General features: G+C 49.8%; 12 protein-coding genes. 7 read left to right on the top strand and 5 right to left on the bottom strand.

Translation table 11 applies throughout. From position 1 onward, the window contains the following. Nucleotides 1–74 precede the first annotated feature (74 nt). The 3 genes from typA (at nt 75) to DBY86_RS13660 (ending at nt 6,939) form a co-directional block, all read left to right on the top strand. Complete coding sequence (gene typA / locus DBY86_RS05655) at nt 75–1,886, top strand: translational GTPase TypA (protein WP_107819243.1); 1,812 nt, start codon at nt 75–77, stop codon at nt 1,884–1,886. Between the two features lie 461 nt (nt 1,887–2,347). Next, a complete protein-coding gene (purM, locus tag DBY86_RS05645) occupies nt 2,348–3,382 on the top strand; it encodes a phosphoribosylformylglycinamidine cyclo-ligase (protein ID WP_107819241.1) in 1,035 nt (344 codons plus the stop codon). Between the two features lie 191 nt (nt 3,383–3,573). After that, nucleotides 3,574–6,939 carry an autotransporter outer membrane beta-barrel domain-containing protein gene (locus DBY86_RS13660; RefSeq protein WP_159068552.1) on the top strand — a complete coding sequence of 1,122 codons (3,366 nt, stop codon included), beginning with the start codon at nt 3,574–3,576 and terminating at the stop codon, nt 6,937–6,939. A gap of 134 nt (nt 6,940–7,073) precedes the next feature. Here DBY86_RS13660 and DBY86_RS05630 read toward each other — a convergent pair whose 3' ends face one another. Together DBY86_RS05630 and DBY86_RS05625 are read right to left on the bottom strand one after the other, a co-directional pair. Next, on the bottom strand, nt 7,074–7,730 hold the full coding sequence (locus tag DBY86_RS05630) for a response regulator (protein ID WP_107819240.1): 657 nt from the start codon (nt 7,728–7,730) through the stop codon (nt 7,074–7,076). Next, nucleotides 7,727–9,496: a histidine kinase gene (locus DBY86_RS05625; RefSeq protein ID WP_107819239.1), complete on the bottom strand. Its 1,770-nt coding sequence runs from the start codon at nt 9,494–9,496 to the stop codon at nt 7,727–7,729. The genes DBY86_RS05630 and DBY86_RS05625 overlap by 4 nt, the downstream gene beginning before the upstream one ends. 205 nt (nt 9,497–9,701) lie before the next feature. On the opposite strand from DBY86_RS05625, the gene DBY86_RS05620 reads away from it, so the two are divergent. The 3 genes from DBY86_RS05620 (at nt 9,702) to DBY86_RS05610 (ending at nt 11,966) form a co-directional block, all read left to right on the top strand. Next, nucleotides 9,702–10,316: a molybdenum cofactor guanylyltransferase gene (locus tag DBY86_RS05620; protein WP_107819238.1), complete on the top strand. Its 615-nt coding sequence runs from the start codon at nt 9,702–9,704 to the stop codon at nt 10,314–10,316. Between the two features lie 161 nt (nt 10,317–10,477). Continuing rightward, a complete protein-coding gene (locus DBY86_RS05615; RefSeq protein WP_107819237.1) occupies nt 10,478–11,095 on the top strand; it encodes a riboflavin synthase subunit alpha in 618 nt (205 codons plus the stop codon). Between the two features lie 7 nt (nt 11,096–11,102). Then, nucleotides 11,103–11,966: an ATP-binding protein gene (locus tag DBY86_RS05610; protein ID WP_107819236.1), complete on the top strand. Its 864-nt coding sequence runs from the start codon at nt 11,103–11,105 to the stop codon at nt 11,964–11,966. 12 nt (nt 11,967–11,978) lie between these two features. On the opposite strand, the gene DBY86_RS05605 is transcribed toward DBY86_RS05610, so the two are convergent. Further along, complete coding sequence (locus DBY86_RS05605; protein WP_107819235.1) at nt 11,979–12,413, bottom strand: Spy/CpxP family protein refolding chaperone; 435 nt, start codon at nt 12,411–12,413, stop codon at nt 11,979–11,981. A gap of 157 nt (nt 12,414–12,570) precedes the next feature. Between DBY86_RS05605 and rpe the strand changes: the two genes are divergently transcribed. Then, nucleotides 12,571–13,254, top strand: coding sequence for a ribulose-phosphate 3-epimerase (gene rpe / locus DBY86_RS05600; RefSeq protein ID WP_107819234.1), 684 nt, complete (start codon nt 12,571–12,573; stop codon nt 13,252–13,254). Nucleotides 13,255–13,316: 62 nt separating this feature from the next. Here rpe and DBY86_RS05595 read toward each other — a convergent pair whose 3' ends face one another. Further along, complete coding sequence (locus DBY86_RS05595) at nt 13,317–13,808, bottom strand: TonB-dependent receptor domain-containing protein (RefSeq protein WP_234403399.1); 492 nt, start codon at nt 13,806–13,808, stop codon at nt 13,317–13,319. 41 nt (nt 13,809–13,849) lie between these two features. After that, entirely contained in the window at nt 13,850–14,413 is a 564-nt protein-coding gene (locus DBY86_RS05590; protein WP_107819233.1) for a YceI family protein, read from the bottom strand. Nucleotides 14,414–14,555: the final 142 nt, after the last annotated feature.

Raw genomic sequence — 14,555 nt, 5'->3', positions numbered from 1 at the left:
ATTTCCCAAATACTGTCCGGTAAAGCGTGGTATAATGCGCAGTTATCTCTTACAGTTTTTGAAAAACATTAATTATGAAACAAATCCGCAACATCGCCATTATCGCCCACGTCGACCACGGCAAAACCACATTAGTCGACCAACTGCTGCGCCAATCCGGCACATTCCGCGCCAACCAGCAGGTTGACGAGCGCGTGATGGACAGCAACGACCTCGAAAAAGAACGCGGCATCACCATCCTCGCCAAAAATACCGCCATCGATTACGAAGGCTACCACATCAATATCGTCGACACGCCGGGACACGCCGACTTCGGCGGCGAAGTGGAGCGCGTTTTGGGGATGGTGGACTGCGTCGTCTTGTTGGTGGACGCGCAGGAAGGCCCGATGCCGCAAACCCGTTTCGTGACCAAAAAAGCCTTGGCTTTGGGGCTGAAACCGATTGTCGTCATCAATAAAATCGACAAGCCGTCCGCACGTCCGAGCTGGGTTATCGACCAAACTTTCGAACTCTTCGACAACTTGGGCGCGACCGACGAGCAGTTGGATTTCCCGATTGTTTACGCTTCAGGATTGAGCGGTTTCGCCAAATTGGAAGAAACCGACGAGAGCAACGACATGCGTCCGCTGTTCGATACTATCTTAAAATACACGCCCGCACCGAGCGGCAGCGCGGACGAGCCGTTGCAACTGCAAATTTCCCAACTCGACTACGACAACTACACCGGCCGCCTCGGCATCGGACGCATCCTGAACGGACGCATCAAACCCGGTCAGGTCGTTGCCGTGATGAACCACGAGCAGCAAATTGCCCAAGGCCGCATCAACCAGCTTTTGGGTTTCAAAGGCTTGGAACGCGTACCGCTTGAAGAAGCCGAAGCCGGCGACATCGTGATTATTTCCGGTATCGAAGACATCGGCATCGGCGTAACCATCACCGACAAAGACAACCCCAAAGGCCTGCCGATGTTGAGCGTGGACGAACCGACGCTGACGATGGACTTTATGGTCAACACCAGCCCGCTGGCGGGTACGGAAGGCAAATTCGTAACCAGCCGCCAAATCCGCGACCGCCTGCAAAAAGAATTGCTGACCAACGTCGCCCTGCGCGTGGAAGATACCGCCGATGCCGACGTGTTCCGCGTGTCCGGGCGCGGTGAGCTGCACCTGACCATTTTGCTGGAAAATATGCGCCGCGAAGGCTATGAACTCGCCGTCGGCAAACCGCGCGTCGTGTACCGCGACATCGACGGTCAAAAATGCGAACCTTATGAAAACCTGACCGTGGACGTACCCGACGACAACCAAGGCGCGGTAATGGAAGAACTCGGCCGCCGCCGTGGCGAACTGACCAATATGGAAAGCGACGGCAACGGCCGTACCCGTCTCGAATACCATATTCCTGCACGCGGCTTGATCGGTTTCCAAGGCGAATTTATGACCCTGACGCGCGGTGTCGGTCTGATGAGCCACGTGTTCGACGACTACGCGCCCGTCAAACCCGATATGCCCGGCCGCCACAACGGCGTACTGGTGTCCCAAGAGCAGGGCGAGGCAGTCGCTTACGCCTTGTGGAATCTGGAAGACCGCGGCCGTATGTTCGTATCGCCCAACGACAAAATCTACGAAGGTATGATTATCGGCATCCACAGCCGCGACAACGATTTGGTGGTCAATCCGCTAAAAGGCAAAAAACTCACCAATATCCGCGCCAGCGGTACCGACGAAGCCGTGCGCCTGACCACGCCGATCAAGCTGACGCTGGAAGGCGCGGTTGAGTTTATCGACGATGACGAACTCGTTGAAATCACGCCGCAATCCATCCGTCTGCGCAAGCGTTACTTAAGCGAACTGGAACGCCGCCGCCACTTTAAAAAGCTGGATTGATGTTTACTGGATTAATGTTTAAATGATATGCGATGCCGTCTGAAAAAAGTTCAGACGGCATTTTATTGGCCGGTATCGGGAAGCAGGTTGCCCGATAGGTCATATATTTTCTTAAATAAAATCATTGTATGAACAATAAAAAAGTTTGTACCGGATTATCTGCGGACAGGTAATGCCAGTACTTCCGGTCTCGGAACGGTTGCTGTTTCGGGAAACCCGCATTTTTAATTTTACGGGGCAATCCGTCAAAATCCGGCGGGCTTGTTTTTCCGGACAATTTTTCAAATATCGAACCTGATATTGTTTGGATCATCAACATCCTTGCACGGTTTGTCAAAAAATCTGCCATACAAAGAATATTGTTTACAATATTGCCCAAAAATCTGAACCTGCAAACGTGAAATAAGGTAGAATACGCCCCGTTATTTTACCGTCCAATCCCCATTTACCAAGGAAAAACGATGAGTACTTCATTGAGTTACCGTGATGCGGGCGTCGATATCGGCGCAGGCGACCAACTGGTCGAAAACATCAAACCTTTTGCCAAACGCACGATGCGCCCGGAAGTATTGGGGGATTTGGGCGGTTTTGGCGCATTGGTCGAAATCGGCAAGAAATATAAAAATCCCGTATTGGTCAGCGGTACGGACGGCGTGGGTACCAAGCTCAAACTTGCCTTCGATTGGGACAAACACGATACGGTGGGCATCGACCTTGTTGCAATGAGCGTCAACGATATTTTGGTTCAAGGTGCAGAGCCCTTGTTTTTCTTGGATTATTTTGCCTGCGGCAAATTGGATGTCGCCCGTGCTACCGATGTGATCAAAGGCATTGCACAAGGTTGCGAAGAATCAGGCTGCGCCCTGATTGGCGGGGAAACTGCCGAAATGCCGGGTATGTATCCCGTCGGCGAATATGATTTGGCGGGTTTTGCCGTCGGCGTGGTGGAAAAAGAGAATGTCATTACCGGCCGCAGCATCGGTGCGGGCGATGTGGTATTGGGTTTGGCTTCCAACGGCGCACATTCAAACGGCTATTCCCTTATCCGTAAAATCATCGAACGCGACAATCCCGATTTAGATGCCGAGTTTGATAATGGCAAAACCTTGCGTGAGGCCGTTATTGCGCCGACACGTCTGTATGTGAAACCGATTCTTGCCGCTTTGGAAAAATTTACCATTAAAGGTATGGCGCACATTACCGGCGGCGGCATTACCGAAAACGTGCCGCGCGTGTTGCCTGAAAACACGGTTGCCCAAATCGATGCCGAATCGTGGGAATTGCCCAAGCTCTTCCAATGGCTTCAAAAGGCGGGCAATGTGGAAACCCAAGAAATGTACCGGACCTTTAACTGCGGTATCGGTATGGTCGTCATCGTCGCTGCCGAAGATGCCGATGCGGTTCAGTCATTCCTGAGCGGGCAGGGCGAGACAGTGTACCGTTTGGGTTGCATCCGCGAGCGTCAAGGAAGCGAGCATCAAACCCAAGTTGCCTGACTTCCAAGCATCAAATGCCGTCTGAAAGCTAATGCCGTCTGAACCTGTTTCAGACGGCATTTTTATTATGCGAGCATTCTTTTTGCTTGCCATATTCGGGGGGGGGGTAAAATTTTAGTAAGTTCATTCTTATTAAAATGATTGACATCAATTTTTACTTATCTTTATGTTCTAAAATTACGGGCCCCCTTATGAAACCATTTCCCTATCGCAAAACGCTTTTGAGCATTTTGATTTCTTCTCTTTCTGCAACAGCTTTTTCAGCTGAATATACCAGTATTAGTGAAAATAAACAGATTTCCGGTGAAGGTCCGGTTCACGAAGTGAGCGATACCGAGAACACCGTTACCGGTGATGTAAATATCACGGTTACGCCTGCAAATCCTTCAATACACACTTATCCTAAAGCCATTATCATTCGTGGCGATCGCAGCGAAGAAATTCAAGGAAAAACCGATATTGCTGTTACTTTAGCCAGTGAAGGAAATCCTAATAAGTCCCCAGATTCCAATGCTGCTTATGGCATTGCGGTTGGGTATGATCATAATGGTAGTGGTAAAAATGAGACTGTTTTAACATTAAGAGATGATGCCAATATTAATGTAGATAATACTCCAGATACCAAACTAGGCTCCCGAACCTTTAGCGGTGCAACTGCTCCATTTGGTCATCAACTTTCAGGGATTAGGATCTATCGAAAATCATCTACTCATTCAACCCCTATTTTAAATTCTGAAAAATCATTAACTATCAATGTTGAAGATAAATCAACTGCAAAAATTGGCGATTATTTAGTGGGTATCTACATTGCAGGTGATGGTGCTGAAGCCAATTTAAAAGACAGCAATATCACTGTAAAAGCGAATGGTAAACATTCCGCAGCACTGAAAATTGGTAAACCAGAATTACCTAACACGCCAAAAGCTGATGATTACAAAGGTGCGGTAATCAACTCGACAGGCAATATGGTGCTTGATACGTCAGAAACAAAAGATTCAGCTACAGTACGTTTATTCGGTACCAAATCCCGTTTAATCGCAGATAGTGAAACCAGCACAGGAACAATCAAGTCGGGTAATTCGGCTGTTGTGTTTGATACGCAAGACTATACCACTAAAGTACGGTATGGCTTTTTTAGTGATAATGTTTCCCGTAACGAACCAAACAAAGATCAAGAAGTGCGGTTAAATAATACTAAAATTTCAACCACTTCTGAAAATGCCTCATTGATTGTCGCGGATGCCAAGAATGTGAACAGCCTTGCGGTATCTGTTGCAGGAAACCGCGTCGCCAGCTGGTTTAACAATGGGGAATTTGTTGCTGAAAATGCAAAATTCTTATTAAAAGGCGTGCAATCTGAAGCAAGGGCGGCAAATAAAGGTTGGTTGGCTGAAACAAAATTAGCAAAAAATAAAGCCTCAGATCTCACTTTTACGCTGGATAATCAGGCCAAAGCGATTGGCTTAATGCATCAACATTCAAAATTAGGCTTAACCTCTAAACTCGATGTCACCGTTGATCATAATGCAACTTGGGAATTAGCACCGAAAACCGATGAAGCTGTCCAACGTGCGACCGCTTATGATGTGAATCTTGCCAATGGTGGGGTACTAGATGCTTCAAAACATGCGACTGGAGCAGGCACCGACTATAAAATTCAATTAATACATAATCACATCAGTAAAGACATACGTATACCAAGTCCCGAGCATGAACCAATTACCAATGGAACAGTTTCTGTTCCCAAAGGACTCTTATTCAACGCATCTGGCACACTCATTAAGGATGATGGAACAACAAGAGCATTTAATATGAGACTCCTCCCTATTACTGACGGTGTACTAGAAATTAAGGACGGTATAATAGAATACAAATCAGATTTCGGAACCATAAAATTAACAAAAGCTACTTTTGACCTTGAGAAAGGTACATCATTAAAAACATCCGAAGAGACTATATTGCTATCAGAAGGTAGGCTAACCCTATCTAATACAGGTAATACAGGTATTTCTTTATTGGGTAAAACTTCTGTATTTGAAAAGGGAACATTCACCAATGGCGGTATCATCACCCTCGCCAATCAATCCTATTCTGACAAACTCACCATTGAAGGGAATTATGAAGGTAAAGGTGGTGTGTTAAAAGTGAACACTAAATGGAATACTGCCGGCGATTATCTTGGAACAAATTCAGAATCAGATTTATTAACGATTACGGGCGATGCCTCTGGTAATACGACTGTCAAAGCCGTTAAAACAGATGGTACTGAAAATGTTATTGATGGCTCAATCGGCGAACTTGCCGATCGCTACAAACGTAGTGTCCCTGTGATTAAAGTTTTAGGTGATGACAAAGGAACAGCAAACGGTGAAATAAATTCTACGGATGCAACCAAACCTTACGCTTACAATACACGTTCAACTTTTACCGGTACAGCAAAAACCACAGGGGCAGGAGAATTACAATTAGTTTCACATAAAGATGACAAAGGTGTAACAGAATACTTCTGGACTTTAACCACGCCGAATCAAGATAAAACCATCATCACGCCAAGCGCGCCAGCTTATACGCTCGTTCCGCGTCAAAACTTGGAATCAGGCTATGCGATGCTGGATACACTTCACCAACGCCGTGGCGAAAACCAAACCCTTTCTTGGGACAAGCAAGGCAGTTATTGGCAAGATGTGGAAAAACAATCTTGGGGGCGCGTAATCGGCAAACACCTCAAACTCGATGGAAAAGAACGTTTTGGTTTCAAAACCAATATGTACGGCTTCCAAGTGGGGCACGATTTTGATGTTAAAACCAAACAAGATGATGAGGGCAAACTTACTCGTCGTTTTACCGGCCTGTATTTCGGCGCGTTACGTTCCCATAGCAAATTCTATGACGAATACCGCGCGAAAAACGGCATCGTGATTGCAGATAAATTAACTTCCCACGTAAAAACTACCGCACTTAATCTTGGTGTAACCGATACGCGTTACAATGAGAATGGCACTTATATTGACTGGGTGGGACAACTCTCTTGGTTAAATAACCGTTATTCATCGGTTGATGGCACAAGTGTGAAAAATCACGGCTGGGGTGCTGCCCTTTCAGTGGAAACGGGTCGTCCTTACGCATTAGGTAAAGATAAAACCAACAACGGGGATAGCTGGATTTTAGAGCCTCAAGCACAACTTATTGCTCAATACTTGCGCTTGGGAGATTTTAATGACGGCACTCGTGCAGCTTCGCAAAAAGGTTATGGCTTGCGCGGTCGTGTTGGTTTCCGTTTGGCATATAACAAACCAAATGATAAACAACGCACTCGCACCTATTATTTCATCGGTAATATTTGGCACGATTTTAAAGCAAGGGGCAATGCATTAATTGGTCGTGATAAATTAACCGAGAAATTTGACCGCACTTGGTGGGAATTAGGCTTAGGTTCTCAATTCTCATTAAGTGAAAACACTTACCTTTATGCGGATGCTCGCTATGAAAAATCATTCAATAACAACAGTCATAAAGGTTACCAAGGCACCGTGGGTGTGAAATATTCTTGGAAATAAACCGCCTGCCATCCCGTCCGGGGCGGCAGTAATGGCGACTTAAAGGGACGGCACACCGGATGCCGTCCCTTATATATTGCACCCCGCCAAAGGGGTGCATTGCTTTCCTTCCTGGCCCGATGCCGTCTGAACGCCTATTCCAGCACAGGTTGGGGGACGTTGTGCCGGATGGCGTAAACGGCGGCCTGCACCCGGCTGCTGAGGTTGAGTTTGCGGAGCAGGTTTTGAACGTGGACTTTGACGGTGGATTCGGCAAGATCGAGGTGGCGGGCGATGATTTTGTTGCTGTGTCCTGCGGCGAGATAGCCCAAGATTTCCAGTTCACGAGGGGTAAGTGAGGAGAGCGGCTGCGTTCCTTGGGTGGGTTGGGGGGAAATCAGGCTTTTGACGAGTTTGGCGGTCATCTCGGGCGAGAATACATTATCGCCTTCGGCGGCTTTGCGTATGCTTTCGAGCAGAAAGTCGGCGTTGATGTTTTTCAGCAGGTAGCCGCGCGCGCCGATACGCATACATTCGGTCAAATCGTCGTTGTCTTCGGAAACGGTCAGCATAATCACTGCCTGCTGCGGATTGATGCTGATGATTTGGGAGAGTGCTTCGCGTCCGTTCATACCGGGCATATCAAGGTCAAGCAGGACGACATCGGGTTGCAGCCGGCTGATCATTTTGATGCCTGAAAGGCCGTCTGCGGCTTCGCCGATGACTTCAAAACCGTGTTGGCGCGACAAAAGGGCTTTGATGCCGCTGCGGAAGAGGGTGTGGTCGTCTATCAGGATGATTTTGATGGTCATAGTAGGCTTTCTTTGGGTGCGCCCGTCAGTGAGACGGTGGTTCCCTGTTGGGCTTGGGAACGGATTTCTAAAACGGCACGGATGCGCTTGGCACGCTCCTGCATGATGTGCAGTCCGACATGGCTGCCCGTAGGTTCTCCTATTTTCTCCGTGTCGAAACCTTGTCCGTTGTCTTGGATGGTCATGGTAAAGCGTCCGCCGTGTTCGGAAAGGGTGAATTTTACATGGGTGGCGCGGGCGTGTTTGCGGATGTTGGACAGGCTTTCTTGAAGGATGAAAATCATTTGGAGCTGCTCGTCCTGTGTAGGCAGGTGCGTGCCGTTTTTCCAAGCGGTTTCGATAGTCGTGCCGGTCTGTTGCGTGAAGCGCGCGAACAGGTCGGCAACGGCTTCTGGAAATTCTTTGTTGCTGATTTTGGTACGGAAGTTGAGCAGCAGTTCGCGGACATCTTCATAACATTCCTGCACGCCTGTTTTGATGAAGCCGATGTTTTCTGCGGCTTCCTCCCGTTTGTTTTCGGCAAAGGCGGTTTCCAGCATCTGTACCTGTAGGTTCAGGAACGTTAATGCTTGTGCGATGCTGTCATGTAATCCTTGTGCAATCAGGCTGCGTTCCTGCAATACCGCAAGCAGGCGTTTTTCTTCCTCCTGTTTTGCGCCGGCAAGCGATACGCCCAATTGCCGAATCAGGGTTTGAAGCAGTGTGCGGTCGTCTCCGGTGAGGGAAATGCCGTCTGAAAAGCTGAGCGAAAGTATACCCAGTTTCTCGTTTTGATATTCGATGGGAAAGGTTTCGTCATGGTATTTTTCCAAAGGGGGTTTTTTGCCGTGTTCGGCCGTATGGACGGAAATGTCTGTGTCGGAACCGTTTTCCAGGCAGATGCTGCCGGATTGCGCGCCGACGGCGGGCAGGATGTGGTTCAAAAATTCTTCCGCCGCCTGTCGCGGCGTATAGGATTGATGCAGGTCGCGCGTGGTCCGGTACAGCAGGGTCAGGTTGCGGTTTTGCTTTTCAAGGTTATGGGTCTGTTCGGCAACCTGCCCTTCCAAATTGTCGTACAGGGCTTTGAGTTTGCCGCCCATTTGGTTGAAACAGCGGCCTACCTGTTTGAATTCCGGCGTACCGTCTTCGGGAACTGGGATGTCGAAATGCCGCTGACCGATGCGTTCCGCACCTTCTCCCAATGCCTGAAGCGGGCGGATAACCCAAATCTGGTGCCAAAACAGCATCAGTACCGACGAAACCAGCGTCATCAGCATAATCGCCCATTGGAACTGCCTGAGCCACCATGTGTTTTTTTCGTTGGCATTTTCCAATGCCTGCAAAAACAGTTCGATATTGCCGGCAAAGCGGTAAAGTTCGACTTGTGTCGGGCGGCGGTAGGCCTGCAGCGGGGGAAGGATGTTTGCCTGCCAGTCGATAATCAGCATGGATTGTATCAAATCGTAGGCAAGGGGGGTGTCGGAGGGAATCAGCGGATGGATGGCATCGCTTTGGGCAATGCGTTTTAAACTTTTTTCAAATTCGGCAATCTGATTGTCGATTTGTGCGCGGGGCGAGCCTTCACCCGCCATGTATGCCAGACGGTATGCCTGCATTCTCAAGTTGCCCGCCTCTTCGATGACGGAGGCCGCGTTTTCCAAGCGCAAAGAGAGCAGCAGTGTCAAAACGACAGACAGTGCCGCCAACCCGACCCACAGTCCGGTCAGGAGTTTCAGGCGAAGGGAAAGGCTGATGCTGTCTGAAAAACGGGCTGGCAGTATCATGCTCGGCGAAAAATTGTTCTAAATAATGCAAACAATATCATTCTTTGGGATTAGATACAACTGCTCAGAAAGAATTGGTTAAGGAAAACTCAATCCGTACCGCTTCAGTGTTAAATCATGTTATGATAAAATTCAAATAATATGAATTTATTTGCCGTCTGCTTCAGACGGCATTTTGAACTATTGGAAACAGCAGACTGCAATCATGAAAACCTCGAACTTTTCCAAGAGAACATCCGCAATGAAAACTTTTGCTCTGATACTGGCCGGCGGGCAGGCGAGCCGTATGGGAGGCGAGGACAAGGGGCTTGCTCTTTTGGGCGGTAAGGCACTGATAGACCATGTCATCGACAGGGTCAGGCCGCAGGTCAGCCATATCGCCATCAGTACCAACCGGAATTTGGAAGAATATGCCCGCCGCAGCCCGCACGTTTTTCCCGATGCGCGGCAGTGGCAGCATTTCGGCCCGCTTTCGGCATTGTGTACCGCAGCCAACGATTTGCAGTTGGCGACTGCCGACTGGCTTTTGGTTGTGCCGTGCGATATGCCGTACCTGCCGGACGATTTGGTCGCGCGCTTTGAAAGCGTCTCCAAACGCACGCCGCTGTGCAATGCGTTTTATGTGGAAACGCCGGTAACGATGCACTACAACATTATGTATATCCGTCCGCAAATTCTGCAAAGCGCGATTCCCTATCTGTTTTCGGGGATGAAAACATTGAGGAGCTGGTTGCAGCAGCAAAGGGCGCGGTCGGTCAGATTCGAGTTTGACGGGCATTTTGCCGACTTGAACACGCAAACCGATTTGCAGGAGGGATAAGGGCAACACTGCCGACCAGCGCGGAAAGGAAAGGTCAGGCCGTACCGGGCGGTTTTTGCCCGAACCGGAGGCACAATGCCGTCTGAAGGCGTTTCAGACGGCATTTTTTGCGGGGAAATGCTACAATTTGCACTATTTTACCGACATAGGGAAACAGGATTATGTTTACAGGCATTGTTCAAGGATTGGGAAAACTGACGGCAATCCACTGCCCGTCGGAGGCGTTTCAGACTTATGTCGTCGAGCTTCCGCAAGAGGCGGCGGACAATCTGCAACGCGGCGCATCGGTCGCCAACAACGGCTGCTGCCTGACGATTACCGAAATCGAAGGAAACCGCGTCAGCTTCGATTTAATGGCGGAAACTTTGGCAAAAACCAATTTGGGGCTGTTAAAGGAAGGCGATTGCGTCAACATCGAACGGGCGGCGCGTTTCGGCGACGAAATCGGCGGACACGTTATGAGCGGACACATTATGGCAACCGTGCCCATTGTCGAAATAGAACGGGACGGGTTCAACCGCACGGTTTGGTTTTCACTCCCGCACGAACTCAAACCCTATATCCTGACCAAAGGGTTCGTCGGCTTGGACGGTTGTAGCCTGACCATAGGCAAAGTCGAAGACAGCCGTTTCAATGTCCATCTGATTCCTGAAACTTTGGAACGGACGCTGTTCGGCAGCAGAAAGGCCGGAGACAGGATCAACATCGAAATCGATCCGAATACGCAGGCAATCGTCGATACCGTCGAACGGCTGATGGCGCAAAGATATGCAAAGTGAGGTAGAGATGGAATTGAACGAATTTCTCGATAAAGCCTATGCCGTTTTGCGGCGTTTGGATGCCGTGCTTCCGCCCGAACCCGGGCATACGGATTGGAACGCGCTTGCCTTTCGCTGGCAGAGTGCGGGCAAAAAAGGTTTTTTGGAACACTTGCCCGATCCGCACGTTTTCCCTTTGTCGCGGCTTGCCGGAGTCGGCAGGCAGACCGAATTGCTGGTGCGTAATACCGAACAGTTCATAGCCGGCAGACCCGCGAACAACGTATTGATGAGCGGCGCGCGCGGAACAGGCAAATCCTCGCTGGTCAAAGCCCTGCTGCACGAATATGCGGATAAGGGGTTGCGCCTGATTGAAGTCGATAAAAGCGATTTGATCGGCCTGCCGTATCTGTTGACGCTTTTGAAGGAACGCCCGGAAAAATTCATTGTATTTTGCGACGATTTGTCATTTGAAAGCGGCGACGAAACCTATAAGGCATTGAAAACCGCGTTGGACGGCGGTTTGTCCCAACGTTGCGCCAACGTGCTGGTGTACGCGACTTCCAACAGACGGCACCTGATGCCGGAATATTTTGATGAAAACGCAGGTACGACAGGCGTGCGCGGAGAAATCCATCAGAAAGAAGCGGTGGAAGAAAAAGTATCTTTGTCCGACCGTTTCGGATTGTGGCTCAGCTTTTATCCGTTCGATCAAAACGATTATCTGTCGGCAGTGCAAAGCTGGTTGGAAGATTTTGATGTGCCATATGACGAAGCCGCCCGGACGGCGGCGTTGCAGTGGGCGCAGATGCGGGGCAACCGCTCGGGACGTTCCGCTTGGCAGTTTGCCTGCGACTGGGCGGGCAGGCTGCCGGAACAACGGATGCTGTAAGTTTTTTAGGAGTTATTTGAGACAGGAAGAAAGCCACATTTGCTGCTGTTGCGGTGTGAGGATATGGAAGAAGCGGTGTTGGATTTCCAATTCGTCCACCGCAAAATCCATGCTGGAGTGGTAGCGGCTTTCGACATAATCGCGCGCCTCGTTCCGATTAAAAACATCCGAAGAAATGATTTCAACGACAGATCGGCGGCGGCTGTGTTCGGAATGCATAACCTTCAAACGCGCCCTGTCGCCCGCCATTTTGAAGGCGGCGCGGATTTTACGCAGCTCATTGTGCTGACCCTGTGTCAGCCCGAGCCGGCGTATGTCGCAGTTCGGTTGAAAATCGTTCAGGGGGATATAAGCCGTGGCGGCGTGGGAAAGCTGGCAGGAAAGCAAAGCCATACTTAAAAAAGAGGCGGCAGGTTTGGCAAAACGGCAGGGAGCGAGCAGTGGCACGGCTTTTCCTCTTGTTGGAAATTTTAGGAAATATACTAGATTGACGTGTGAAAGATGGTATTATCGCGGTTAACTTTTGTTAATAATGCGTACGTATGTCCGGCAGGCAGACATAACGGCGGAATCGGAACGTAAAAGGATATTGAAGGAAAAAAACATGACTACTTACCGTATCGCACCCAGCATTTTATCAGCAGATTTTGCACGGCTTGGCGAAGAGGTGGAAAGCGTCATTGCGGCAGGTGCAGATCTGATCCATTTTGACGTGATGGACAACCATTATGTGCCGAACCTGACCTTCGGGCCTATGGTTTGCGCGGCATTAAAACCGTATGCGTGTGTGCCGATCGATGTGCATCTGATGGTCGAACCCGTTGACGACCTGATTCAGTCGTTTGCCAAAGCAGGAGCATCGATCATCACGTTCCATCCCGAAGCGAGCCGCCATATCGACCGCAGCTTGAGCCTGATTCGGGATATGGGCTGTCAGGCGGGGCTGGTGTTGAATCCGGCAACGCCCGTATATGTGTTGGAAAACGTGTTGGACAGGCTGGATATGGTTTTGCTGATGTCGGTCAACCCCGGGTTCGGTGGTCAGAGCTTCATTCCGCATACTTTGGAAAAAATCAGACAGGTTCGTGCCATGCTTGACCGCTATGAAGAGAAAAGCGGCAGACGTATTGCCATTGAAGTGGACGGCGGCATCAAAACCGACAATATCGCCGCCGTTGCTCAAGCCGGTGCAGACACCTTTGTTGCCGGTTCTGCGATTTTCGGCAAACCGGATTACAAGGCGGTTATCGGTGCTATGCGTGCAGAATTGAAAAAAGTGGCAGATTAAACGCCGTATCGGTGTTTGAAATAAATCAATGCCGTCTGAAGAATGTTCAGACGGCATTTCGTTTACAGGCGGTATTTGATGTTTACAGCGAAATTTTCACACCGGCGCGGATAGAACGTCCGGGCAGCGGCGCAATGTATTTGAGTATGGAGTTTTGCGCGCGCGGTACGGTTGGTCAGGTTTCTGCCGTCCAAGAACCATTCTGTGCTGTATCTGCCGTGTTTTTGCGTATGGCTGACATAGGCATCGAGCAGGGCGTAGGAGCCGAGTGAGGGTTCTTTGTATGCCGCAGCCATGTTTCCAGTGTGTTTGGCAGCGGCATAGCGGGTCAGGCTGCTGCCGATTTGCCATGCCCCTTTGTTCCAGCTTGCACCCAGCCCGTAGCGGGAAACAGGCAGGTTGGGCATATAGTAGCCGTCATTACGCAGGCGGTCTGAGTCCGCATTCCTACTGTCTTTGTCGTCGGCATGATTGCGGACCCTGTCGGCAAACAGGCGCAGTTCGAGTTGTCCGTATTGTTTCAGATCGAAAAGTTGGGTCAGCTCGATTTCCAAACCCTTTCAGACGGCATTTTTATTGATTCTTATCAAATATTTTATTGTTTGGCTGCCTCGATTTGGATGTCGATGCGGACGTTTTTGGTCATACCGGCGTTAACGAGGTAGTCCACGCCCCATTTGGTGCGGTCGATGGTGGTGCTGAAGTCGCCGCCGCAAACTTCGGTTTTCGCCATCGGGCTTTGGTAGCAGTTGAATTTTTCGGCTTTGAGTTTGACGGGGGCGGTTTTGCCGTGCATGGTCAGGTTGCCGTCAACGGAGAGCAGTTTTTTGCCGTTGAAATTGAATTTGGTAGAAACGAAACGGATGTTCGGATATTGGGCGGCATCGAAGATGTCGGCGGATTTCAGGTGGTCAGTAAAGTGTTGCGAACCGCTTTGCAGGTTGGCAACGGGGATGGTGATGTCGATTTTGCCGTCGCGTTTTGCTTGGTCGAACTCGACGGAACCGGTCAGACCGTAAAACCCGCCGACGTTGGTGCTGGTGTTGAAATGGTCGATGGAGAAACGGGCGTTGGCGTGATATTCGTCCACTTTGTAGGTGGCGGCGGAGGCAGTGCCGATGGCTGCTGCTGCGAGTGCGGCGATGATGATTTTTTTCATGATGATAATCCTTTGTGTGGGCCGATAAAGGCGTTTATCCTAACATAGGCGGGGATTTATGGCATTTCCTGCCGGTAAACGGTGGGTTTGCAGGCGGTTGACGAACGGGGCGAGCGGAAAAGGGCGGATGAAAAAGCGCGGT

It is taken from the genome of Neisseria bergeri (genome assembly GCA_003044455.1).
Taxonomy (GTDB): domain Bacteria; phylum Pseudomonadota; class Gammaproteobacteria; order Burkholderiales; family Neisseriaceae; genus Neisseria; species Neisseria bergeri.
The sequence above is the reverse complement of the archived record's forward strand: the minus strand, read 5'-3'. Positions and strand labels throughout refer to the sequence as shown.

Bases quoted from the DNA above. Each gene is read 5' to 3' on its own strand.
- typA (WP_107819243.1), top strand. From the start codon at position 75: ATGAAACAAATCCGCAACATCGCCATTATCGCCCACGTCGACCACGGC.
- purM (WP_107819241.1), top strand. From the start codon at position 2,348: ATGAGTACTTCATTGAGTTACCGTGATGCGGGCGTCGATATCGGCGCA.
- DBY86_RS13660 (WP_159068552.1), top strand. From the start codon at position 3,574: ATGAAACCATTTCCCTATCGCAAAACGCTTTTGAGCATTTTGATTTCT.
- DBY86_RS05630 (WP_107819240.1), bottom strand. From the start codon at position 7,730: ATGACCATCAAAATCATCCTGATAGACGACCACACCCTCTTCCGCAGC.
- DBY86_RS05625 (WP_107819239.1), bottom strand. From the start codon at position 9,496: ATGATACTGCCAGCCCGTTTTTCAGACAGCATCAGCCTTTCCCTTCGC.
- DBY86_RS05620 (WP_107819238.1), top strand. From the start codon at position 9,702: ATGAAAACCTCGAACTTTTCCAAGAGAACATCCGCAATGAAAACTTTT.
- DBY86_RS05615 (WP_107819237.1), top strand. From the start codon at position 10,478: ATGTTTACAGGCATTGTTCAAGGATTGGGAAAACTGACGGCAATCCAC.
- DBY86_RS05610 (WP_107819236.1), top strand. From the start codon at position 11,103: ATGGAATTGAACGAATTTCTCGATAAAGCCTATGCCGTTTTGCGGCGT.
- rpe (WP_107819234.1), top strand. From the start codon at position 12,571: ATGACTACTTACCGTATCGCACCCAGCATTTTATCAGCAGATTTTGCA.
- DBY86_RS05590 (WP_107819233.1), bottom strand. From the start codon at position 14,413: ATGAAAAAAATCATCATCGCCGCACTCGCAGCAGCAGCCATCGGCACT.